Raw genomic sequence first — 23326 nt, 5'->3', positions numbered from 1 at the left:
GCGCATTAAAGATTGAAACGGCTTGAGCTGCTACAACACGCCGAGCCATGACAGTGCGATAGACAATACAAACGTCACCAGAATGAGCGTAACCGGGCTGACTTTCTTGGCGCGCAACAGGTAATACATCAGCAAGGTGTAGACCATCGGCAGCAGATTAGGGAAGACTTTGTCAAAGAAGGCTTCCTGAATAGAGACCTCGTGGCCTGCTGTCACCGCGACTTTTGCCGCCACGGTAATATGGACATACGACGCAATCAGCCCGCCGACTACGGTCACACCGAGGATGGTGGCTGCTCTGGAAATAGCCCCCGAACTGGCCCGCAGTTTATCGATGGCTCTTACCCCCAAGGTGTAGCCCAGATGGGTCCATACCACGCGCAGTAAGAATAGCGCCAGATAAACCACGAAGAAGATGATTGGCCCCAAAATACTGCCCTGACTGGCAAAAGAGGCACAAACCCCGGCAACAATCGGCAATAAAGTGAACCAGAAAATAGCATCACCAATACCCGCCAGTGGCCCAAACAACGCCACTTTCAACCCCTTGATCAGGTCACGGCTTTCATGGCGTTCCTCCAGAGAAATCAGTAACCCCATCAGGAAACCAACCGCATTGGTGTTGGTATTGATAAACTCCAGATTATCTTTCATGGCGGCAGCCAGAGCGGCTTTGTCATTGCCATAAATCTTCTTCAGCAAGGGGGCTTGTGCACTGGCAAAACCGGTGGCTTGCATCCGCTCGTAGTTAAAACCTGATTGTAATAGCGCTGACCGGAAGCCCAGCCGTGTGATATCCCGCCGCGTCAACTTGGTGGTAGGTTCTGCACTGACCTCGGTGGTCGTTGGCAAGGTGTTAGATTCCATCGTTCATCTCCTCAGGTACTGCGGCAGCGGTAAGAGCGGCTTTTTTCTGTTGGTTGTAATATTCGTAGATGGCGAAAGCCGTTCCCAATAGCGCGACGGGCAACAGATTTTGTACCGGTATAAAGGTGACAAACAGGAAACCGATAATAAAGAATGGCGTGAACGGAGTTTTCATCATGACTTTCAATAGCAAGCCAAAACCCACCGCAGGCAAGATGCCCCCAGCAACCTCAAAGCCATGAGTCAACCAGACTGGCATTGACCGCACCAGACTTTGCATCGCGCCCTGTGAAACATAAGCGCACAGGAACGTCACGGCGGCGTAAGTCACGGCAACAATGGCGGTTAACAACAGGTTCAGCCGCCCGAGAGCTGCGCCATCAGCCTCTTCTGCATAACGGTCAGCTTTCTGCATAAAGAAGGAGAAGGCTGAGTAATAGAACAGAATGATGTATTGCATTAAGAAGCTAAAGGGCAGACCCAATCCGATGGCAGTTTTCGCATCGACACCGGTGCTGTGGGCAATGACGGTGGTCATAATCCCCGCCAGTACTGGGTTCGGTGGTTGGGTACCGCCAATCGGAGTCAGGCCGGTAAAAGCCAGTTCAGTCAGTGCACCGGTAATCAAACCGGTTTGAATATCACCGAGAATGGCACCCGTTAAGGTACAAACGATGAGTGGACGGAAAATATACAACGCTTCCAACCAAAAATCGATCCCGACAATCAGGGCCATAATTGCCAGCCCAATACCTTGCATCATTGTTATTTCATGCATAAATAATTCCGTCACCAAAGGCGTTGTAGGGCAGGGTATTATCGGATTAAGTATCAGTACTCTCTGATTGCGATACCCTGATGCGGCGGCTATTTACTGGATTTTATCTTTGCCGTCGCTCGGTGTGTCCTGAATAAAGACATTTACGTTATGCTGTTGAATTGCATGCAGGTTGGCCAGATCGTTATCATCGACATACACTTTTTTGGTCAGTGGACGCTTGCCTGGTAAAAAGTGCATATTCCCGACATTCACATCGCGGATAGGTACCCCGCCCTCAACCAAGCGGCGAGCCTCATCTGGTGTGCGGCAGACGATGAAAATTTTCTGTTCGGCAGAAGCTTTACCAATGACATCAATGGTTTTCTGGATCGAAAAGAATCGGATCCCCAAGCCCATAGATTCGGCTGTCATCGACATAATTTGCTGTTGGAGTGTGTCCTGTGCGACACCATCGTCGGCAACTAATAACAGGTTGGCCCCAAGAGATGAGGACCATGCCACGCCGACCTGGCCGTGAACCAGCCGGTTATCAATACGTAACAGCAGAATATTGGGTGATGCCATGGTGATTCTCCTACTTTTACTGCAAGCGAAACGACATTGACTGTAAGCAAAACGGCATTGTCGCTGTGTGTTGATTTGCACGCTGTCGTCCCGACAACTGTTATCGGGGGAGCGAATAAAAGTGGAAGGAAGTCCAGCGCATAGCCAGTATATGAAGGGAATAGAAGCGGTAGGCTACATGATGATATCGTTTTGTTACCCCGTTGATAGAAAGGGCGGCCAATGTTGCAGGGGTGAAAGATTGAGATTATCTGTGGGTTGTGACAGTAACCCCGCAGATGAGGTACTATCGCGGGCAGAAATCGACAATGAACTTACGGTATCGATCCGCTGAAGCCTGGCGGTCGCCACTCCAGAGTCTGAGGATAATTGAGTAATGAGTGATTTGACTCATGACGGTGCAGAACGCTTACCGCTGCACACCTTTACTGAAAACGCCTATCTGAACTATTCCATGTACGTCATCATGGATCGGGCGTTGCCGTTTATCGGCGATGGTTTGAAACCGGTACAGCGGCGCATTGTCTACGCAATGTCCGAACTGGGGCTGAACAATAGCGCTAAATTTAAAAAATCAGCTCGCACCGTGGGTGATGTGCTGGGTAAATACCATCCACATGGCGACAGTGCTTGCTATGAAGCGATGGTATTGATGGCGCAGCCATTCTCTTACCGCTATCCACTGGTGGATGGGCAAGGGAACTGGGGTGCGCCGGATGACCCTAAATCCTTTGCGGCGATGCGTTACACCGAATCCCGTTTGTCCAAATATGCCGAGATTTTATTGGGTGAACTGGGACAGGGTACGGTTGACTGGGTGCCAAACTTCGATGGCACCATGCAGGAGCCGAAAATGCTCCCTGCGCGTCTGCCGAATATTCTGCTCAATGGTACTACCGGTATCGCCGTTGGTATGGCAACCGATATTCCGCCACATAACGTGCGTGAAATTGCGCAAGCGGTGCTGGCACTGATTGATAAGCCAACGTCTTCACTGGAAGAGTTGCTGGAGTTTGTGCAAGGGCCGGATTTCCCGACAGAAGCGGAAATCATCACGCCGCGTGATGAAATTCGTAAAATTTACCAGAATGGCCGTGGTTCAGTCCGTATGCGGGCAGTGTGGAAGAAAGAAGATGGCAGTGCAGTGATTACTGCGTTACCGCATCAGGTTTCCGGTGCCAAAGTATTGGAACAAATTGCCAACCAGATGCGCGCCAAGAAATTGCCGATGGTTGAGGATTTACGTGATGAATCTGACCATGAAAACCCGACTCGACTGGTGATTGTTCCCCGCACCAATCGCGTCGATCTGGATCAAGTGATGAACCACCTGTTCGCCACCACCGATCTGGAAAGAAGTTATCGCATCAATATGAACATGATCGGTTTGGATCATCGCCCGTCAGTGAAAGGGCTGTTGACGATCCTGACCGAATGGCTGGTATTCCGCCGGCAAACGGTGCGTAACCGCCTTAATTATCGCCTGGAAAAGGTATTGAAGCGGCTGCATATTTTAGAAGGCTTATTGATTGCCTTCCTTAATATCGATGAAGTTATTCATATCATCCGTACCGAAGATGAACCTAAACCGTTGCTGATGCAGCACTTCGCCATTTCGGAAACGCAAGCTGAAGCGATCCTCGAACTGAAACTGCGCCACTTAGCCAAACTGGAAGAAGTGAAGATCCGTGGTGAGCAAGATGAGTTAGCCAAAGAACGTGATCAGTTACAGGCATTACTGGCATCAGAACGAAAACTTAACACAATGATTAAGAAAGAAATTCAGGCTGATGCGGCTGCCTATGGTGATGACCGTCGTTCACCGTTGACTGAGCGTGGTGAAGCCAAAGCGATGAGTGAACATGACATTGTGCCTTCTGAGCCGGTAACCATTGTCTTGTCTGAAATGGGCTGGGTGCGCAGTGCTAAAGGCCATGATATTGATCCGAGTGGATTAAGTTATAAAGCGGGCGATAGTTTCCGTGCGGCAGCTCGTGGTATGAGTAATCAGCCAGTGGTGTTTATTGACTCGACGGGGCGTAGTTATGCGTTGGATCCGCTGACACTACCATCTGCCCGTGGGCAAGGGGAGCCGCTGACCGGTAAGCTAACCCCGCCACCGGGAGCGACCATTGAACAGGTCTTGATGGCACCGGATGACCAGAAATTGTTAATGGCATCGGATGCAGGCTATGGCTTCGTATGTACCTTCAATGATTTGGTAGCTAAGAACCGTGCGGGTAAAACGATGATTACCTTGCCAGAAAATGCCAAGGCTCTGATGCCATTGGAAATTCATGGGCCAGATGACATGTTGTTATCCATCACTGCTGCTGGGCGTATGTTGATGTTCCCAGTCGCAGATCTGCCTGAGTTATCAAAAGGTAAGGGTAACAAGATTGTCTCAATCCCGTCGGCACAAGCCGCTGCGGGGGAAGATCGCCTGGCATGGTTGTTTGTCTTACCGCCTCAAACGTCAATTACCCTTCATTTTGGTAAACGTAAGCTAATCTTACGACCAGAAGATTTGCAGAAATTCCGGGCCGAACGTGGTCGGAAAGGTTCACCACTACCACGTGGGCTGCAACGTATTGATCGGGTTGATGTTGATGCGCCATCCGAACCAACCAATACCGCAGAATAATCGTCGATAAAAATGAATGACCCCCTTGGCTTGAGTTGCCGTGGTGGTCATTATTATATTGTTGGTCAGGTATCACCCGGTGAATGTAACAAACGGTGGGCACAATTTGCGTACGCTATCGCGTAACATGATTATAGCCAAGGAATCTGCGCGGTATTTTGCGGGTAAGCCGTTATACTAGCGTCGATTACATGTCTAAGAGTGAGTGTTTAAGAGGTTGTTATGTTATTAATTTTGCGCACGGTGCTGGCAGTTTTATATTGTGTTCTGGTGTGTGTGTTTGGTTCTATTTATTGCCTGTTTAGGCCACGGAACCCGCGTAATCTTGCAACGTTCGCGCATTTGTTTGGCCGGATGTCAGTGCTGTTTGGGATTACAGTTGAGCAGCGTATTCCCAAGGAAGCGGCTAACTACGGCACCTGTATTTATATCGCCAACCATCAGAATAATTACGATATGGTCACCATGTCGAATGTCGTTCAGCCCGGTACGGTAACCGTGGGTAAAAAGAGCCTGCTGTGGGTGCCTTTATTTGGCCCGCTTTACTGGCTGAGCGGCAACCTGCTTATCGATCGTGATAACCGTGCCAAAGCGCATGGCACTATCGCCCAAGTGGTTGAGCAGGTTAAAAAAAGAAATGTGTCTATCTGGATGTTCCCGGAAGGGACCCGTAGCCGTGGCCGTGGGTTGCTGCCGTTTAAGACCGGGGCTTTCCATGCTGCGATCGCCGCTGGCGTACCCATTGTGCCAATCTGTGTTTCCAGCACTAATCATATTAATTTAAACCGTTGGTCAAATGGCAAAGTCATTGTAGAAATAATGCCGCCAATTGATACCAGCGGCTATGGCAAAGAGCGGGTTCGTGAGTTGTCCGAATATTGCCGCAATCTGATGCGGGCTAAAATTGAGCAACTCGACGCGGAAATTGCCCAGCAGGCAGCCTCTGAAAAATAATATATATCCTAAAGATATAGGCCCAAAGTAATTGAAACGACTCTGGTCGTGAGCGTTTTGCCGTCCTTCAGCGTTATTCGCAGTCAGGCAAAATTTTGCAGTAAGTTTGATTGTGGTTTTCACGGAGAAGATATGTCACTCAGTCGTCGCCAGTTCATTCAGGCTACGGGCTTAGCGCTAGGTGCTGGCTCGTTGCCATTGAGGGCACAGGCTAATAATACTCAACAACCCTCGTTACCTGTTCCCCCTTTACTTGAGTCCCGTCGCGGTCAACCGTTGTTTTTGACCTTACAGCGGGCGCACTGGGCATTCAGTGGCGGCCAGAAAGCCGCAGTATGGGGCATTAACGGTATGTATCTGGGGCCGACAGTCCGGGTTTACAGCGGTGATGACGTTAAGCTCATTTACAGCAACCGTTTAACTGAGCCGGTATCCATGACAATCAGTGGGTTGCAAGTTCCCGGTACTCTAATGGGCGGTGCGGCGCGCATGATTTCCCCAGGTGTGGACTGGTCACCGGTATTGCCAGTGCGCCAACCGGCGGCAACCTGTTGGTATCATGCCAATACCCCTAATCGTATGGCCCCTCATCTCTATAACGGGCTGGCAGGCATGTGGCTGGTGGAAGATGAAATCAGCAAAGCGATGCCACTGCCGAGCCATTACGGTGTTGATGATTTCCCGATTATTATTCAGGATAAACGGCTGGATAATTTTGGTGTGCCGCAATATGCCCCGCCAGCCAATGGCGGTTTTGTGGGTGATACGCTGCTGGTTAACGGGGTGCAAAGCCCGTTTGTTGAAGTCTCTCGTGGTTGGGTGCGGTTACGTTTATTGAATGCATCCAATGCTCGCCGCTATACCTTGCAACTCAGTGATGGTCGCCCGTTGTATGTTGTCGCCAGTGACCAGGGGTTCCTGCCGGCACCTGTCGCGGTACAACAGCTTTCACTGGCTCCAGGCGAACGGCGTGAAGTTGTCATTGATATGTCGCAGGGTAACCAAGTGTCCATTACAGCGGGTGAATCTGCCGGGATTATGGATCGCCTGCGCGGGTTATTTGAGCCATCCAGTATTTTGATTTCTACCCTGGTGCTGACATTAAAACCCACCGGTTTGCTGCCATTGGTGACCGATAATTTACCCATGCGTTTGCTCGCGGATCAGATTCTGGACGGTAATGTGATTCGTTCTCGTGAGTTCCGGTTAGGGGATAATCTGCCGGGAATCAATGGTGCTATTTGGGATATGAATCGGGTTGATGCTCAGGCACAGCAAGGTACCTGGGAGCGTTGGACGCTGCATGCGGATATGCCACAAGCGTTTCATATTCAGGGTGTTTCCTTCTTGGTGAAGCAAGTGAACGGTGCACCGGCAATGGCTGAGGATCGTGGTTGGAAGGACACCGTTTGGGTTGATGGTGATGTGGAGCTATTGGTGTATTTTAATCAGGTTTCCTCCGAGCACTTCCCGTTCTTGTTCTACAGCCAGACGCTGGAGATGGCGGATCGTGGGTCCGCAGGGCAGTTGGTGACTCAAGCTGCACCCACACTCGGTTAAGGGGGGTTAGTGATCAAGTTCTAATCACTGGACTTGATCAACCCATTCCCAATGACTAAAAAAACGAAAACCTCGCTATACCCTTCCTCTTCACGTGGATAAATGCGTATAATCGCCGCCCGGTGATGATTTCTTAACCCGAACCACCTCAACTTTTCCCAATTCAAAGAGTATTGCTATGAGTACCAGCTTGATCCAGCCAGAGCGTGACCTGTTTTCTTATCAGCCTTATTGGGCTGAATGCTATGGCACTGCGCCATTTTTACCCATGTCGCGGGAGGAAATGGACATCTTGGGCTGGGATAGCTGTGACATTATTGTCATCACTGGTGATGCGTATGTTGACCACCCCAGTTTTGGCATGGCCATCATCGGCCGCATGCTGGAGGCGCAAGGCTTCCGGGTAGGGATTATTGCTCAGCCGGATTGGACTAATAAAAACGATTTCATGCGCTTGGGTGAGCCGAATCTGTTCTTCGGTGTGACTGCGGGCAACATGGACTCGATGATCAACCGCTATACTGCCGACCGCAAGTTGCGCCACGACGATGCCTATACGCCGGATAACCAAAGCGGTAAACGACCGGATCGGGCCACATTGGTGTACAGCCAGCGCTGCAAAGAGGCATATAGCCATGTGCCAGTATTGCTCGGCGGTATTGAAGCCAGCCTGCGCCGCATTGCTCATTATGACTATTGGTCAGATACTGTGCGCCGCTCGGTGATTGTCGATGCTAAAGCTGACATGCTGGTGTACGGTAATGGCGAACGCCCGCTGGTTGAAGTTGCCCATCGATTGGCCGCCGGTGAGAAAATTGCCGACATCCAGGATGTGCGTAACACAGTTGTTATGCGTAAAAGCGCATTACCGGGCTGGAGTGGGGTGGATTCTACCCGTTTGGACAAACCGGGGCATATTGAAGCCATTCCCAATCCTTATGGTGAAGATCTGCCATGCGCGACGAATGACATTCCGGAGCCGGAAGCTAAACCGGTTACAGTGCGTGCTGCCAAACCTAAGCCATGGGAAAAGACCTATGTCTTGCTTCCTTCTTATGAAAAAGTGAAAGCAGATAAAGTCTTGTATGCCCACACTTCACGCATTTTGCATCATGAAACCAACCCCGGTTGTGCGCGGGCTTTGATGCAAAAACACGGAGATCGTTATATCTGGATTAACCCGCCAGCTATTCCGCTTAGCACCGAAGAGATGGACAGCGTTTTTGGGCTACCTTATCAGCGCGTGCCGCATCCGGCCTACGGCAAGTCGCTGATCCCAGCCTATGACATGATCCGCTTCTCCGTTAACATCATGCGCGGTTGCTACGGCGGCTGTTCGTTCTGCTCCATCACTGAGCATGAAGGGCGCATTATCCAAAGCCGTTCCGAAGATTCTATTATTCGTGAAATCGAAGAGATTCGCGATAAAGTCCCTGGTTTTACCGGTATTATCTCTGATCTTGGTGGCCCGACGGCGAATATGTATATGCTGCGCTGCCAGTCGCCACGGGCGGAGCAAACCTGTCGCCGTGCGTCTTGTGTTTACCCTGAAATTTGCCCGCATATGGACACCAACCATCAGCCGACTATTTCTCTGTACCGGCGAGCACGTGATCTGAAGGGAGTCAAGAAGATCCTGATCGCATCTGGGGTTCGTTACGATCTGGCAGTAGAAGATCCGCGCTATATCAAAGAACTGGCCAGCCACCATGTGGGCGGTTATTTGAAAATAGCGCCGGAACATACCGAGGAAGGGCCACTGTCCAAAATGATGAAGCCGGGGATGGGCAGCTATCAGCGTTTTAAAGAATTGTTTGATACCTATTCCAAACAGGCGGGTAAAGAGCAGTATCTGATCCCTTATTTTATCTCCGCCCATCCGGGGACTGAAGATAAAGATATGGTCAATCTGGCACTGTGGTTGAAAAAAAACCGCTTCCGTTTGGATCAGGTGCAGAACTTCTATCCGTCGCCGTTGGCTAACTCCACCACCATGTATTACACCGGCAAGGATCCGCTGGGGAAAGTGGATTACAAGAGTGAGGATGTTGTTGTTCCGAAAGGCGATCGCCAGCGGCGGTTGCATAAGGCATTGCTGCGTTATCATGATCCCGCTAACTGGCCGATGATCCGTGCGGCATTAGACGATATGGGGCTGCAAAATTTGATTGGCAGCCGTCGCGAATGCCTGGTTCCGGCACCGACAATAGAAGAGCAACGTGAGGCACGTCGGGCGCTGCGCCAGTATACTCCGGCGCTGACCAGGCACACCTCGATGACTCGCCAGCGTCAGCCGGGTAGCCAAACAAACGCAACATCTGTGGGTAAAGTTCCTGCGAGTAGAACGCCTTTGGGTAAAACAGTGCAGGCAACTGCTAGTACGCCTGCGGCCAAGACATCAGGCAGCAAAACCGGCGCGAAACGCGCGCCGGTGAATAAACCCTCTGGTGGCACCAGAGGGAAAACCAGGCATCATTAAACTAATAAACTAGCGGTCAGGCCTGGGAGCATCTGGGTCTGGCCCCAATCGTTTACCGCTATCCAACTTCGAAATTGCGGTCAGTTCATCTTTATGCAGTTTAAAATCAAATACTTCAAAGTTCTCCTTGATGCGCGCAGGTGTCACTGATTTCGGAATAACAATTAGCCCGCAGTCCAGATGCCAACGGATCACTATCTGTGCTGGGGTTTTATTGTATTTTTGCGCTAATTCACGGATAACAGCCTGATCAAAAACGCCGTCGCCGCCTTGAGCCAGCGGGCTCCAGGATTCGGTCGCAATATGATGCATGGCGTTCCAGGCATGGAGCTGACGTTGCTGTAGCAATGGGTGTAACTCAATCTGATTGATGGTAGGGGCTACGCCGGTTTCATCAATCAGCCGTTGCAAATGAGGGATATGGAAGTTACAGACGCCAATGCTACGAGCCAGACCTTGTTCTTTCAACGCGATCAGTTCACGCCAGGCACTGACATAACGATCCTGTGCGGGATCAGGCCAATGGATCAGATAGAGATCGACATAATCGAGCTGAAGCTTTTTCAGACTCTCTTCCAAGGCTTGTCGCGGATTATGTTGGCTGCTATTCCACAGTTTAGTGGTAATAAAGAGATCGTCACGGGCGACGTTTGTTGTTTTCAGCGCCTGACCCACACCCTCTTCATTTTTATAAATAGCCGCAGTATCGATTGATCGATAGCCAACCTCCAGCGCCTTGCTGACAGCACGTTGTGTTTCTTCAATGCTTGCTTGCCAAACGCCAAGGCCGAGTTGTGGCATCAGGTTTCCATCGTGCAATTTGATAATGGGTTGCGTCGCCATGTTTATCTCCTTAGCTTAAATCACGTTGTATTGTTATTAGACCGCAGCTTCGTAGATACGTTTGCTATCGGCTAAAGTGATATCACTGTGTTCGCCAAGCTGGGTCATGCCGTGCTCTGCCAATTTTTTGATTAAATCAGGAATGGAGCTGCCATCCAGTTTGTAGGCTGACAGACGAGTGGCTACTCCCATGCTTTCAAAGAAATGACGAGTGGCTTCAATGGCTGCGTCAATACGTTGTTCTTCACTACCTTCATGCAGCCCCCAGACACGCTCTGCATATTGCAGCAGTTTGGCGCGCTTTTGCTCTTTCTTCGCCACCAGTAGTGCAGGCAACACTACCGCCAGTGTCTGCGCATGATCCAGGCCATGACGGGCTGTCAGTTCGTGGCCCAGCATATGGGTCGCCCAGTCTTGCGGCACACCGGCACCAATCAAACCATTCAATGCCATGGTGGCGCTCCACATAATATTGGCGCGCACATTGTAATTTTCAGGGTCGGTCAAGGCTTTTGGACCTTCTTCAATCAGGGTTAATAGTAGCCCTTCAGCAAAACGATCCTGTACTTTCGCATCAACCGGGTAAGTCAGATATTGCTCAATGGTATGAACAAAAGCATCGACAACGCCGTTAGCAACCTGACGCGGTGGCAAGGTATAAGTGACAACCGGGTCCAGTACGGCAAAAAGTGGCTGCACATGGGGTGAGAAGAAGTGTTGCTTATCACCGGTACTGCGACGGCTGATAACCGCGCCGTTGTTGGCTTCAGAGCCAGTGGCAGGTAAGGTCAATACTGAACCCATTGGCAACGCTTCTTTTATATCGCTGCCGGTAGTTTGCAGTATATGCCATGGGTCTTGTGGATAATTTACCGCCGCAGCAATGAACTTGGTCCCATCCAATACTGAACCGCCACCCACGGCTAACAGGAAGTTAATTTTCTCTGCTCGACAAACCTCAACCGCTTTCATCAGCGTTTCGTAAGTCGGGTTCGGCTCAATACCACCAAATTCCAGGAAATCAAAGCCTTTCAGCGCATTATGCACTTGATCCAGCACGCCATTTTGTTTAATGCTGCCGCCACCGTAGGTAATCAAGATACGGACATCAGCAGGAATTTCTTTACTCAGTTGTGCTATCTGACCGGTACCGAACAGCACTTTAGTCGGGGTGTGAAGGGTAAAATTTTGCATGATTTGTCTTCCAGCTTAGGGGTGATGAACGTTCTAATGAAGATAATTAACGAGTGGTGCAATAATTGTTTGTCGCCGTATCATTGGCAACTATTGTCGGCAACTCAGCGTCATATCTCAATGCACATTTCTGCCTTGCTCTTGCCTATTTCTCCAAAGCACTGTAGAAAAACCGGCAAATATTGCACAATTTATGTCAAATAGTTTTAGATGATAGATTACCTCAGAGAACAGAAACAGGTGAGAACATAATGGGTGAGGTCAACGATATTCAGGCACAGATGGCGGCAAAGATTACCCGTTTGGCTCAGGGGAATGGTTTAACGCCCTCAGCGGTGCCACGGGTGAAAATTCTGTACTCCACTGTCCATCAACCGCGCACCCCGGTAATGTACACCCCCAGTGTGGTGATTATATTTCAGGGGCACAAAGTCGGTTACCTGGGCAGTAAAGTGTTTCAGTATGACCCCAAAAACTATCTGATCCTGACGGTGCCACTGCCGTTTGAATGTGAAACCTTTGCCAGCCCTGAAGTACCGCTGGCAGGGATTTCAATTCATATAGACAGCCAAATGCTACAGGATTTGCTCATAGATATTGGTGATGATGAGTTGGATAAACCTTTCGGCAATACCTCTGGCGTCAACTCATCGGCTCTGACTGAAGAGATGCTCTGTGCCACTGAGCGGTTACTGGATGTGATGTCCAAACCGCGAGATGCTCGAGTGCTTGGCCCACAAATTGTGCGAGAAATTATCTACTATGTGCTGTGCGGTCAGTGCGGCGGGGCATTGCAGGCGCTGGTTAATCGCCATGGGCATTTCACCCAAATCACCAAAACACTACGGCGTATTGAACATCAGTTTGCAGATAACCTGAATGTCGAGCAATTAGCGGCAGATGTGAACATGAGTGTTTCAGCGTTCCATCACAACTTCAAAGCGGTGACCAATACTTCGCCGCTGCAATATCTGAAATCTTACCGGCTGCATCGTGCACGGATGATGATGTTGCACGATGGGCTAAAAGCCAGTACAGCAGCAAACAAAGTGGGGTATGAGAGTGCTTCGCAGTTCAGCCGTGAGTTTAAACGCTATTTCGGCCTGACACCCAGTGAAGAGGTTGCAAAGCTGCGGACTAACTGATCTTTAGCAGCTTAGAGGCACAAGAAACGGCGCACTGAGCGCCGTTTGACTGCCTGAGTAAGGGCATCCCCATAGTGAAAAGAGCAGCCCACTACTCAGTCACACTTTTACGTTTACACCACACCAGCACCAATGTGCCGACTAAACCGACCAGCAATAAGACAATCGGTAAAATCATCAGCGCGGTCATGACCTGATTTTCATAATGCTTAACGAATGGGATATGGCTAAGAGAAAACCCCAACCCAACTACGCTGCCAACCCATAGCAGCCCGCTTAACCAGTTAAAGAACTGAAAACGGGTGCTGTTTAGGCCGGAAATACCTGCCAGCGTTGGCAATAAGGTCCGCACAAAAGCGAGGAAGCGGCCAATGATCAGGGCTGCTAAACCATGGCGCACAAACAGGGTATGAGCGCGTTGGCGATAATGCACGGGTAACTGTAACAGCCACCTTTTCACCACTTTGGTATCTCCCAACCACAGCCCTTGCAGGTAACTTAACCAACAACCCAGGCTGGCCGCGGTGGTCAGAATGATCATGGTGGGCAAGAATGCCATAACGCCCTTGGCAATTAATGCACCTGCCAATAACAACAAGCTATCACCGGGGAGAAAAGAAGCCGGTAACAAACCGTTTTCTAAAAATAAGGTGGTAAAGAGTATGCCGTAAATGACCCAAATTACATTAGGGTCGGTAAGTTTACTAAAATCCTGCTGCCATAAGGCATGAAGGATTTCGCGTAATACATCCATTTCTGTTTGCCTATCGAGTGAGGATATGGTTGGTAAGGACTAACCTAGTGTATCCGTATTGCTGCTGATCCACATTGATCTTCTCCCCAATAACTGCATTTGGGAGGGGATACCACTGCGCTGTTGATGTTTTTTGTGTAAGAGAGAATTAATGCGCGGATATTGTTGCCGCGCATTAATGGGTCGTACCGATCAGAAACGATTACAGTACTGTTTTGATGCGCTCAAACCCAGCGGCTAAATCGTCCTGCAAATCTTGCACATTTTCCAAACCAATATGAAGACGGAACAACGAGCCTTTTATCCCTTTGCCATCATACTTGCGTATTGCACCGATATCCTTCGGCTGATAACCCAGAATCAAGGATTCAAAACCACCCCATGAGAAGGCCATGCTGAAGTGGCTAAAATGGTCGAGATAGGCTTCTAACTGTTGCTGAGTCAATTCTTCTTTTAATTCAAAAGAGAACAAGCCATTACAGCCGGTAAAATCCCGCAGGTAAAATTCATGACCTTTACAGTCAGGTAATGCAGGGTGATAGACCGCAGCAACTTCCGGACGTTGAGCCAGCCAGTTCGCCATCTCGATACTGCTTTTCTCATGCTGTTTTAACCGAACGTTCAGCGTTCGCAGCCCACGGCTGGCCAGATAGGCGGTGTCTGCATCAACCATTTGCCCCATCAGATACGAGTCTTCGCGCAGTTTTTCCCAGCAACGGGCGTTAGCAACGGCAATTCCCAGCATCGCATCGGAATGACCAATAATATATTTAGTCCCTGATTGGATGGAGATATCAATATCAAAATCCAATGCTTTAAACAGCACACCTGCAGCCCAGGTATTGTCCATCATAATAATAATTTCTGGGGAAACGGCACGGATGGCTTTCACCATCGCCGGAATATCTTGCACTTCCATGGTGATAGAACCGGGTGACTCAAGGAAGACAACTTTAGTTTGCGGCGTAATCAGGCAGGCTATCCCAGCACCAATCATCGGATCAAAGTAGGTGGTGGTGATATTCATGCGCGACAGAATTTTATCGCAAAAACTTTGCGCCGGCTCATAGGCAGAACCGGTCATCAGTACATGTGAACCGGTTGAAACAAATGATAAAATAGCATTACTGATGGCGGCGGCACCACACGGATAAAGCACGCAACCTGCCCCACCCTCCAGCTCGGTCATTGCCTGTTGTAAGGAAAAATGCGTCAGTGTTCCACGGCGGCCATAGAATAGTTCGCCATTTCCCCGATTGATAGTGGCATGTTTTTTGGCTTTAACTGAATCGAAAACCAGAGATGATGCTCGTTGGATCACTGTATTGACCGAGCCTTGGGTGAATCTCTGACTCCTGCCCGCGTTGACTAAAGTTGTTTCCAGTTTTTTTGTGGTTGGTTGGTTTGCAGACATGATCGCGGTGTCACCTTTTTATAAGCTATGCCTACTATTTCCTGGCTAGCATTCATTATGGGGATGTATTCCTTACGTTAGCATGATGACTGTAGCGAGGGAGCAGCTTTTAACATGAAAAAAACTAAAGAGGGCGACCCACTGTTTTCTATGATTTTGTGATAGAAAAATTCTGCATAAGTGGCGAAATAGGGCGTTTATTAAGGAGCTATAACGGGGAGATATATTATCTGGCAGTTTCTCAATTCAATCAATAAGTTCCCATTTTTACATTTAATGTAACCCATAATGTACAGCTAAAAGCCTTATCCGCTTTGTTCGGCGGCGTACTCCCTGATATTAGAGGAGTTCTCTTTTTTTCTCAAAAAACGGCGTAAATACTAATGATAATTACTATCAATCCCCTGTTTGTTTGATATGATCGGCATCTGATTTCGTCCTTAAATTGATATGCATATTGGGTGGAGGCGCAGCGTGAAAATAGCGGGAAAAAAGATTAAAGATAAATCATTCGTGGGTGGCAGAATGATAAAAGGCGCAATGGCATTATTGCTGGTGACAGGTTTAGTCGGCCATGCACAAGCCGTGTCAGGCAATAGCAGTGCAGTCGCGGCCTCTGTTGCGACACCAACAACGGCGACATCAACACCGTTACCTACACCGGAAATTACGCCGGTAGCGACAAATAACGAGGTTGTTGCATCCGCCAGCCAGGACCCGATGGTTCAGCCGCTAATCACCCCCGCACCACAAGGATTGGCAATGGACTTATCCGTCTGGGGAATGTATCAACATGCAGATGTGGTGGTCAAAGGTGTAATGATGGGTCTGGTGTTGGCCTCAATTGTAACCTGGACCATTTTGTTTTCTAAAGGTACTGAATTATTCCGCGCCCGCCGCCGCTTACAGCAAGAGCATGGAATCATTGGCGCAGTGACCGACCTGGATACCGCGTCTGAGCGAGCAGAAGCATTTGCCCAAGACAGCATCAGCGGCATATTACTGCGTGAAGCACAGAATGAGCGCTTATTGTCAGAAGAATCGAACGACAATAATGGTATTAAAGAACGTACTGCTTTTCGTCTAGAGCGTCGTGTGGCCGCGATTAGTCGTGAGATGGGTAAAGGTAATGGCTTCCTGGCAACTATTGGTGCTATCTCACCCTTTGTTGGGTTGTTTGGTACGGTTTGGGGCATCATGAACAGCTTTATCGGCATTGCTCACTCACAAACCACTAATCTGGCTGTTGTTGCGCCGGGTATCGCTGAGGCCTTACTGGCAACAGCATTAGGTTTGGTAGCGGCAATTCCTGCCGTGGTTATCTACAATATTTTTGCTCGCCTGATGGGGACTTATCGTGCTCAGGTGGGGGATGTCGCAGCACAAGTATTACTGTTGTTAAGTCGTGATCTTGACCTGGCCAGCAGTGCTGAAGCAAAGTCATCGAAGCTTCCTCACCAATTGCGTGCGGGGTGATATATGGCCATGCGGATGAACGATAACCTCGATGAAAGCGGTGAGCTGCACGAAATTAACGTGACACCGTTTATCGATGTCATGCTGGTATTGCTGATTATCTTTATGGTGGCAGCACCACTGGCAACGGTAGATATCAAAGTGGATTTACCGGCGTCTTCAGCGGTACCACAGCCGCGGCCAGAGAAACCGGTATTTCTGACTGTCAAAGCTGACAACCAGCTTTACGTTGGTGACCAGCAGGTCGACCGCGATACATTAGCAGTGGCATTGGACAAAATGACCCAATCTAATAAAGAGACCACCATTTTCTTCCAAGCGGATAAAGTTGTGGACTATGAAACCTTGATGAGTGTGATGGATGCACTGCGCAAATCAGGTTACCTCAAAGTTGGATTAGTCGGAATGGAAGCGGGCGGCGCGAAATAACCTGCAACAGGCGCGGTTACTGTTACTGCGCCTGATATTAGTCTTTCGGCATATTGTGGCCGACTTCACGAGCTTCTGTTACCCCTAATGCCTGCCGAAGGTCGGTTTCGAGTTCATGGGCATTATGAGCCTCGAAATAATTTCCTTTTCCGACGCAATCTTTACAATCAATACTACCGGGTTTATATCCAATTCCAATAAATACCATTTTTATGTCATTTGCTTTAACTTTTTCACACATCCCTTTTTCAATCAGCCTTTTACTAACATTAATCTCTAAATAAGTATCCTCACCATCTGACAGAATTATCATTAATTTATTATTATCTGACTTTTTAAAAATATTATTTCCAACCAATATTCCTGAACTCACTAATGTTGCACCATAAGGTTTCATCGCAATTATATTATCAATCAATTCTTTACTATGGTAGTCTGATTTTAATACATATGCATCAGAACCTTTCAAACAGATACTATTATAAGTAATGTCTTTTATATCAATATTAATTTCTTTATATCGGTCAGTTATTGATTTAATGGTTTCATCAAAATCAATATTACTTTCAATTATTTTTTGTATTGGTGCATGGTTAATGGCCATTGGTTTACTTGTTGCATTATGTGCTCTTATTTGTTCATCTATAGAGCTGTTTTTTTTAGATGCAAAAGGGAAATGGCAGTATGTATTAGAGTGTTGTTTGTCACCGATAATAATTTTAGTTCCCCATGAAAATGGTACAAATCCAATAGTATTAGTATTGCTATTCTTTAATATAGTGTTATTTAACCGTTCAAATATCTCTCTTAAATAATCTATCTTACTTTTATTGCTTAAGTCACCGCGAAATTTTTCTTCCATCGAACTGGAATAATCCGCAACAAAAACCACATCAGTTTCCTCTGTAGGGGCTACAAATAGATTTTTTCTGGCTATAGCATTATCGGTCACACTGATGTTTTTATCTATGTTAGGTATAAAATTCTTGGCTAAGAATTTAGGCGCGTAACTCAGAGTAGTTGCTGCTCGGTATTCAAGATGAGTGGCACGAGTTATTATGTCGATCTCCGGTATGGAAAATACGTCCGATGGCAGGTAGGCATTAGCATAATAAGTTACCAATGCAGTGTTTTTTGCTCTTTGGGAATCATTCGGATTATTACTGTTGTTCTCTACTGTCAGAGCTAATGTTGCTTGCTCAATAGCATCAGAGAGTTTGGCTTTTTTTTGTAAATATTGTGAAATTTCAAAAAATAAAAATAGTAACCCAATAAAAACAGGTAAAAACATAACAAAGGGCAATAATATGGCACCTTGTTTATTTTTAATAAATTCAATAAAATTACATGCTTTCCGATAAATAGAATAATTTTTTAGCATCAATAGCCTCTACTGTTGAGGGAGCGGATCAGTATCATTGATTAATTAGCGTTCAATAGTTATGGCAGAGGATTTTATATCGGGAATGGTTCCTGTCAGTCTAAATAGAGACTGATACCAAGCTGGGGCAGGCAAGCATAATGTTACTTGATAAAGTGGTATCCATCGGCCCCTATTGCCATAGGGTGATAAATCTACCATTTCACGCAATGGCTTGGTTGGTAGACAGGTTTCTGAGCCAAGTGATGCAGATTTTGTATTGTCAATAATCTTATCCTCAGGAGTAGAAGTGTTAAAATGTAATGTTTCCACCATTATTTCAAAGTTATCATTGTTTATACCGGATGCTAATAACATGTTGTTAGCCAGTATATTTAATTGATTAACATTACTTTGTGTCAATATATTACTATTTTCATATAACCTATCGCGCTCCCTGACTATCCCTGCCAGAGAATATGAAATACGATCCAATTTACCGACAGTTGACTGATATTGTGCCACTGAAATCAGCGTTTTTATAAAAATAGTGATAATTAAAATGACAAATACAAACTCGACAATAATCGCGCCATCACGGTTTGTAATAAAGTATTCATTATTAATTTTCCTGTGCAAAAATCACCTCTCGTTTTAATAAAATATTAGTCCAGGACGAAGGGAACGGAAAAAAAATAGGGCGATAAAAGTAACTTACTGTATAGCGAGCCAGTTTTTCACCTCTGTATCGTTCATTTCTATTGTTATTCGTAAGGCTTGATAGATTATTAGACATGTCTGAAATGCTATTGCTAAAATAAACATTGACGATTATGGCGTTATTTGCTGTGATAAATGAACCTAATACACCTTGCTGTCGCATTAATTTTTGATGGAATGTTTCCTGATAGGTTATATTATAGTCAATTTCTTTGTTTTTGGTCGACTTTGCTGTTTCTGAAACTGCCAGATCCAGACTGGCAGATATATACAGTAAACGTGCTATCTCTGCACACGAAAGTAGTGTAAATATAAATAAAACGATAACAATAGAAAACTCTACAGCAATAGAGCCTTCATTTGAATGGAAAAATCGCTTTCTTATCTTATTCATCTAAACACCATCATCGCTAATATTCTCTTGACGGAGGTTACCGACTTGACTTAAAGCTAAGACCAATTCATCGGGATCCTTCGTCATTTTTTCAGCAATAATAATCTTTTTTGCGTAGGCTGCATCACCCATTTGGATAAGAGAAAATACCAGGTTATGCAACATCAAAGGGTTTCGTTTACCCGCCAAATAATTAGGTAGTAATATTCTTACTGAATCGATATAACGGTCATCAAGCATTGCTACGACAGCAATATTATTCATTGCTGTCTCATCAGAAATAAATAAAGACCGAGACTGTTCAATGGCCAGTTTAGCTTTATGAATCTCACCATTATTAGCTAATGCAATACCATTTAAATTATGTGCTTCTGCATTATTAGGTGAAAGGGATAATGATTTATTTATAGCCTTTATTGCACCAATATTATCATTGTTATTAATCAAGTTTTTAGCTTGCAATATGTATATATCATTATTGGGCTTGTGAATTATTGGCTGTAAATAATACAAAGATGATTTACTGTCACCGGAAAGATAGTAGGCGTTAGCCAGTTTTAATCTGATGGTGTCATCTTCTTGTTGTTTTAACTTATTACGGTATAGGGTGATTAACCCGGTATGATTATTTGCCTTTAGCAAGATACTTTCACGATAAGAAAACTCCTTATTGCTCATACCATTATTCCAAGAGCATCCACTTATCATAAAGATGAAAAGTGAAACAGCAATAGTTGTATTAAATTGTTTGTACATACTTGAGTAACTCCAAGACACTGGGTGATATGACTAATACGACAAAAGGAATAAGAATAAAAACAAACAAAGGGAACATCATTTTTGTAGCTAATTTACTGTTTTTTTCCTCTGTAACGAGTAATTGCATCTCTCGCATATCTTGAGATAACTTAATAAGTTGGTCATAAACAGTAGATCCGAAACTGATACTGTATTGCAGTGCACTACAAAACATTTTTATCTCTGTTTCATTAGAACATTGTTGAAATTCTTTAATCGCACTTTCTAAGCCATTAATTTCAGCTCGCTTAGTGATTTTTGACATTATTAAGCTTAAATCAGTATTGATTAATTGGAATTTTTTTGTTGAATAACTCAGAGCGCTGTCTATAGTCATTCCTGATTGAACACATGCCGCGGTAATATCAATAAAAAAAGGTAGGGACTGTAACAAACATTTTATTTTCTTACTCACAATATTTTTTATTACAATTCTAGGAAGGTATATGGTTGCTATAAACATAGTTGAACCAAATAGAAGTAAGTTCATAGTATTAACCACCATAACTCTCATTGCTATTAATATAATCATGGTTGTTATGAAAACAATTACTATTAATATCTTGAAGTAAATAATGTTGTACAGAATATAAGGTAATCTTATAAGCGAAGATAGATTCATGTCGCTTTTATTTTCTGATTTTTTGCTTTCATTTTTTACTTGTAAGGTGTCTTTATTGTTTATTTTATTATATGTAATTATTTTATTTGATTTTATTCTTGTCATCAGGAATGCAATCAGACCAAATAGTACCATTATAGTATATAATAATATATTCATAGTGCTTTCCTAAGCATTGATCTTACTAATGTTATTCCAATAATTTCACTAGAGATAATGTAGTAAAAAATAACCCTACCGATAGGATGGTTCCACATGGACTCCATGACGGTTGGGTCAATAAAATAAAGCAAAAGAGAAAATGCAAATGGCATAACGGATATGATATTTACTGACATTCTTGTTTGAGCCGTCATAACTGCTTTTTTCTGCTCAGTAGTTTTACTTTTCGTTATTACTTGGGATAAACGGCTAGTGAGTTCTCTTAATTGCCCGCCTTGTTGCATATTAAGTAAAATAATTGTGATAAGAAAATAGAATTCGGGATAATGAAAACGTTGATATGCATCATTAAAAACGGTTTCAGGATACTCACCTACATTCAAACGGCGGCAAATAAGGCTTAGTTCATACCCCAGTGGCCCACAGACTTCTTTTCCACAACGTTCTAATACTTGATTAATACTGGCCCCACTGCTGGCAGCCATGTTAATCATCAGAAAAACTTCAGGGAAGTCTCTTATAAAGAGAACGTGATGGTTTTTCCTCATAAAGTGTATTTGAAAGCAAATTGTGCTAATTAATATAAAAATAAACACCATGATTAAATTAATATTAAACCATATTTAGTTTGCGAAAAAAATAAGTGAAGCGTAACCGATAGGAATGAGTATATGCTTTTTGTTTTTACTTTTGTTAATATTTACCAAATAAAGCATCCATTCATTAAATACCTTCTTGGGAAATAAATGTATAAAATAATCATTGTTAGCGTGTTTTTTTCTGGGTTTACTAATGGATTTTTTTATTCTTACCCATTTTATATTTACCAGTAAGAATAATAGAATGCCAGATGATGCTATAATATAGTAAATCATCATTTCACCGTGGAAAAAATACTGCTTAATTCATTTGATAGTCCGTAAATATCGGCATTTATCCTGACAGAGGAACGGCTAAATAAGCCATGATTAATAAAGTTCCCTTGAATATTGCCTTGTCCATCGCGTTGTTTGGACGGTTCAAATGAAAAAATATCTTGTAATACAACATTTTCCCCTTCGATTCCCATAATTTCGCTGATGTAGCGTACTTTTCGTGAACCATCATTCATGCGAGAAACTTGCACAATAAGATTAATAGCCGATGCAATATTACGGCGAATGGTAAATATGGGCATGTTAACCGGGCCCATCATGATCATACTTTCCAAACGGGCAATAGCATCGCGGGGAGTATTAGCATGTAACGTGGACATAGAGCCATTGTGACCGGTGTTCATCGCCTGCAGCATCTCAAATGTTTCTTCACCACGGCACTCGCCAATAATTATCCTATCGGGGCGCATACGCAGTGAGTTTATGACTAAGTCTCGCATCGTGATTTGTCCGGTATTTTCCAGCCCTGCTAGCCGTGTTTCCATTCTAACCACATGCGGTTGTTCAAGATTTAACTCTGCGGCATCTTCTAAGGTAATCACTCTTTCATTTTCAGCGATATATTTTGATAATGCATTTAGTAATGTTGTTTTTCCTGATCCTGTGCCGCCAGAGATAATAATATTGACCCGACAACTGGCGGCGATGATCAAAAAGTTAGCCATATCGCTGCTCATTGCTCCCATATCAACCAAATCTTCTAGTTTTCGCTTGTTAGTATTGAACTTTCGGATTGAAAGGGCGGTACCATCTAAGGTGATGGGGCTAATTGCAACATTGATTCGGCTACCATCAATTAAACGTGCATCGGCCAAGGGCCTGCCTTCATCAATACGGCGGTTTACTCTTTGCATTAGTCGCTTAGCTATATCAGTCAATTGACTATTATTAATAAAGCGGTGATTCGTTAAGGTAAGTAACCCATGGCGTTCAATAAATATCTTTTCAGGACCATTAACCATAATGTCACTGATGGAATCATCTTCCATAAGCTCTCTTAATGGACCAAAACCAGTAATTTCATCGGCTATCATTGCAATAATATATTTCTGATCTTGCGTGGTTAATTTGTATTCATTATCATTGAACAAATCATAATATGTTTGTGAAAGCAAACCAGTAAGCTCGCTATAATCATCAACCAGATTTTCTACTTTATCTATATCAATGTTAGCCAGCATTTTCTCTCGGATTTTTTCTTGTATAACGAGTGAGATATTCATGTTTTACC

At 45.3% G+C, this 23326-nt stretch carries 20 protein-coding genes and 1 pseudogene; 7 read left to right on the top strand and 14 right to left on the bottom strand.

Going from position 1 to position 23326, the window contains the following annotated elements; genetic code table 11:
• Positions 1–30: 30 nt before the first annotated feature.
• The 3 genes from agaD to agaB form a co-directional block, all read right to left on the bottom strand.
• Positions 31–867: a PTS galactosamine transporter subunit IID gene (agaD, locus tag AEP37_RS06405; RefSeq protein ID WP_049611552.1), complete on the bottom strand. Its 837-nt coding sequence runs from the start codon at positions 865–867 to the stop codon at positions 31–33.
• Positions 857–1645, bottom strand: coding sequence for a PTS galactosamine transporter subunit IIC (gene agaC, locus AEP37_RS06400; protein WP_049611549.1), 789 nt, complete (start codon positions 1643–1645; stop codon positions 857–859). The genes agaD and agaC overlap by 11 nt, the downstream gene beginning before the upstream one ends.
• Positions 1646–1738: 93 nt before the next feature.
• Complete coding sequence (agaB, locus tag AEP37_RS06395) at positions 1739–2212, bottom strand: PTS galactosamine transporter subunit IIB (RefSeq protein WP_049611547.1); 474 nt, start codon at positions 2210–2212, stop codon at positions 1739–1741.
• A 376-nt stretch (positions 2213–2588) separates the two neighbouring features.
• Between agaB and parC the strand changes: the two genes are divergently transcribed.
• From parC to AEP37_RS06375, 4 genes are all read left to right on the top strand, one after another.
• On the top strand, positions 2589–4856 hold the full coding sequence (gene parC, locus AEP37_RS06390) for a DNA topoisomerase IV subunit A (RefSeq protein ID WP_049611546.1): 2268 nt from the start codon (positions 2589–2591) through the stop codon (positions 4854–4856).
• A 222-nt stretch (positions 4857–5078) separates the two neighbouring features.
• Positions 5079–5810: a 1-acylglycerol-3-phosphate O-acyltransferase gene (locus tag AEP37_RS06385; RefSeq protein WP_049611543.1), complete on the top strand. Its 732-nt coding sequence runs from the start codon at positions 5079–5081 to the stop codon at positions 5808–5810.
• A gap of 132 nt (positions 5811–5942) precedes the next feature.
• The gene (gene ftsP, locus AEP37_RS06380) at positions 5943–7370 is read left to right on the top strand and encodes a cell division protein FtsP (protein ID WP_049611540.1); all 1428 of its coding nucleotides are present in this window, start codon (positions 5943–5945) and stop codon (positions 7368–7370) included.
• A gap of 178 nt (positions 7371–7548) precedes the next feature.
• The gene (locus AEP37_RS06375) at positions 7549–9849 is read left to right on the top strand and encodes a YgiQ family radical SAM protein (protein ID WP_049611536.1); all 2301 of its coding nucleotides are present in this window, start codon (positions 7549–7551) and stop codon (positions 9847–9849) included.
• Between the two features lie 9 nt (positions 9850–9858).
• Here AEP37_RS06375 and dkgA read toward each other — a convergent pair whose 3' ends face one another.
• Positions 9859–10692 carry a 2,5-didehydrogluconate reductase DkgA gene (gene dkgA / locus AEP37_RS06370; RefSeq protein ID WP_049611534.1) on the bottom strand — a complete coding sequence of 278 codons (834 nt, stop codon included), beginning with the start codon at positions 10690–10692 and terminating at the stop codon, positions 9859–9861.
• 36 nt (positions 10693–10728) lie between these two features.
• On the bottom strand, positions 10729–11886 hold the full coding sequence (gene yqhD, locus AEP37_RS06365; RefSeq protein ID WP_049611532.1) for an alcohol dehydrogenase: 1158 nt from the start codon (positions 11884–11886) through the stop codon (positions 10729–10731).
• 251 nt (positions 11887–12137) lie between these two features.
• On the opposite strand from yqhD, the gene AEP37_RS06360 reads away from it, so the two are divergent.
• Positions 12138–13031 carry an AraC family transcriptional regulator gene (locus AEP37_RS06360; RefSeq protein WP_049611529.1) on the top strand — a complete coding sequence of 298 codons (894 nt, stop codon included), beginning with the start codon at positions 12138–12140 and terminating at the stop codon, positions 13029–13031.
• Between the two features lie 91 nt (positions 13032–13122).
• On the opposite strand, the gene AEP37_RS06355 is transcribed toward AEP37_RS06360, so the two are convergent.
• Both AEP37_RS06355 and metC read right to left on the bottom strand, forming a co-directional pair.
• Positions 13123–13785 carry a DedA family protein gene (locus AEP37_RS06355; protein WP_049611526.1) on the bottom strand — a complete coding sequence of 221 codons (663 nt, stop codon included), beginning with the start codon at positions 13783–13785 and terminating at the stop codon, positions 13123–13125.
• Between the two features lie 202 nt (positions 13786–13987).
• Positions 13988–15199, bottom strand: coding sequence for a cystathionine beta-lyase (gene metC, locus AEP37_RS06350; protein WP_049611523.1), 1212 nt, complete (start codon positions 15197–15199; stop codon positions 13988–13990).
• A gap of 474 nt (positions 15200–15673) precedes the next feature.
• Here metC and exbB point away from each other — a divergent pair, with 474 nt between their 5' ends.
• Positions 15674–16675 carry a tonB-system energizer ExbB gene (exbB, locus tag AEP37_RS06345; protein ID WP_072086249.1) on the top strand — a complete coding sequence of 334 codons (1002 nt, stop codon included), beginning with the start codon at positions 15674–15676 and terminating at the stop codon, positions 16673–16675.
• A gap of 3 nt (positions 16676–16678) precedes the next feature.
• Complete coding sequence (exbD, locus tag AEP37_RS06340) at positions 16679–17104, top strand: TonB system transport protein ExbD (RefSeq protein WP_049611520.1); 426 nt, start codon at positions 16679–16681, stop codon at positions 17102–17104.
• Between the two features lie 37 nt (positions 17105–17141).
• Here exbD and AEP37_RS06335 read toward each other — a convergent pair whose 3' ends face one another.
• From AEP37_RS06335 to AEP37_RS06305, 7 genes and pseudogenes are all read right to left on the bottom strand, one after another.
• Complete coding sequence (locus AEP37_RS06335) at positions 17142–18485, bottom strand: TadE/TadG family type IV pilus assembly protein (protein ID WP_049611516.1); 1344 nt, start codon at positions 18483–18485, stop codon at positions 17142–17144.
• Positions 18486–18530: 45 nt separating this feature from the next.
• Positions 18531–19103, bottom strand: coding sequence for a tight adherence pilus pseudopilin TadF (gene tadF, locus AEP37_RS06330; protein WP_049611513.1), 573 nt, complete (start codon positions 19101–19103; stop codon positions 18531–18533).
• Complete coding sequence (locus AEP37_RS06325; protein ID WP_049611510.1) at positions 19087–19578, bottom strand: TadE/TadG family type IV pilus assembly protein; 492 nt, start codon at positions 19576–19578, stop codon at positions 19087–19089. Before AEP37_RS06325 ends, tadF begins: the two co-directional genes overlap by 17 nt.
• Positions 19579–20334 (bottom strand): tetratricopeptide repeat protein, encoded by a 756-nt coding sequence (locus AEP37_RS06320; protein WP_049611507.1) that lies wholly within the window; start codon positions 20332–20334, stop codon positions 19579–19581. It abuts the gene before it with no gap.
• Entirely contained in the window at positions 20318–21157 is an 840-nt protein-coding gene (locus AEP37_RS06315) for a type II secretion system F family protein (protein WP_049611503.1), read from the bottom strand. Before AEP37_RS06315 ends, AEP37_RS06320 begins: the two co-directional genes overlap by 17 nt.
• Positions 21154–22035, bottom strand: a pseudogene (locus AEP37_RS06310) (type II secretion system F family protein). The gene AEP37_RS06315 and the pseudogene AEP37_RS06310 overlap by 4 nt, the downstream one beginning before the upstream one ends.
• Positions 22035–23318: a CpaF family protein gene (locus tag AEP37_RS06305; RefSeq protein WP_049611501.1), complete on the bottom strand. Its 1284-nt coding sequence runs from the start codon at positions 23316–23318 to the stop codon at positions 22035–22037. Before AEP37_RS06305 ends, AEP37_RS06310 begins: the two are co-directional and overlap by 1 nt.
• Between the last annotated feature and the right edge of the window lie 8 nt (positions 23319–23326).

This window comes from Yersinia pekkanenii, from assembly GCF_001152565.1.
In the GTDB taxonomy this organism is placed as follows: domain Bacteria; phylum Pseudomonadota; class Gammaproteobacteria; order Enterobacterales; family Enterobacteriaceae; genus Yersinia; species Yersinia pekkanenii.
The sequence above is the reverse complement of the archived record's forward strand: the minus strand, read 5'-3'. Positions and strand labels throughout refer to the sequence as shown.

Excerpts from the sequence above, each read along its gene's own strand:
- agaD (WP_049611552.1), bottom strand. The coding sequence starts at position 867 with ATGGAATCTAACACCTTGCCAACGACCACCGAGGTCAGTGCAGAACCT.
- agaC (WP_049611549.1), bottom strand. The coding sequence starts at position 1,645 with ATGCATGAAATAACAATGATGCAAGGTATTGGGCTGGCAATTATGGCC.
- agaB (WP_049611547.1), bottom strand. The coding sequence starts at position 2,212 with ATGGCATCACCCAATATTCTGCTGTTACGTATTGATAACCGGCTGGTT.
- parC (WP_049611546.1), top strand. The coding sequence starts at position 2,589 with ATGAGTGATTTGACTCATGACGGTGCAGAACGCTTACCGCTGCACACC.
- AEP37_RS06385 (WP_049611543.1), top strand. The coding sequence starts at position 5,079 with ATGTTATTAATTTTGCGCACGGTGCTGGCAGTTTTATATTGTGTTCTG.
- ftsP (WP_049611540.1), top strand. The coding sequence starts at position 5,943 with ATGTCACTCAGTCGTCGCCAGTTCATTCAGGCTACGGGCTTAGCGCTA.
- AEP37_RS06375 (WP_049611536.1), top strand. The coding sequence starts at position 7,549 with ATGAGTACCAGCTTGATCCAGCCAGAGCGTGACCTGTTTTCTTATCAG.
- dkgA (WP_049611534.1), bottom strand. The coding sequence starts at position 10,692 with ATGGCGACGCAACCCATTATCAAATTGCACGATGGAAACCTGATGCCA.
- yqhD (WP_049611532.1), bottom strand. The coding sequence starts at position 11,886 with ATGCAAAATTTTACCCTTCACACCCCGACTAAAGTGCTGTTCGGTACC.
- AEP37_RS06360 (WP_049611529.1), top strand. The coding sequence starts at position 12,138 with ATGGGTGAGGTCAACGATATTCAGGCACAGATGGCGGCAAAGATTACC.
- AEP37_RS06355 (WP_049611526.1), bottom strand. The coding sequence starts at position 13,785 with ATGGATGTATTACGCGAAATCCTTCATGCCTTATGGCAGCAGGATTTT.
- metC (WP_049611523.1), bottom strand. The coding sequence starts at position 15,199 with ATGTCTGCAAACCAACCAACCACAAAAAAACTGGAAACAACTTTAGTC.
- exbD (WP_049611520.1), top strand. The coding sequence starts at position 16,679 with ATGGCCATGCGGATGAACGATAACCTCGATGAAAGCGGTGAGCTGCAC.
- AEP37_RS06335 (WP_049611516.1), bottom strand. The coding sequence starts at position 18,485 with ATGCTAAAAAATTATTCTATTTATCGGAAAGCATGTAATTTTATTGAA.
- AEP37_RS06325 (WP_049611510.1), bottom strand. The coding sequence starts at position 19,578 with ATGAATAAGATAAGAAAGCGATTTTTCCATTCAAATGAAGGCTCTATT.
- AEP37_RS06320 (WP_049611507.1), bottom strand. The coding sequence starts at position 20,334 with ATGTACAAACAATTTAATACAACTATTGCTGTTTCACTTTTCATCTTT.
- AEP37_RS06315 (WP_049611503.1), bottom strand. The coding sequence starts at position 21,157 with ATGAATATATTATTATATACTATAATGGTACTATTTGGTCTGATTGCA.
- AEP37_RS06305 (WP_049611501.1), bottom strand. The coding sequence starts at position 23,318 with ATGAATATCTCACTCGTTATACAAGAAAAAATCCGAGAGAAAATGCTG.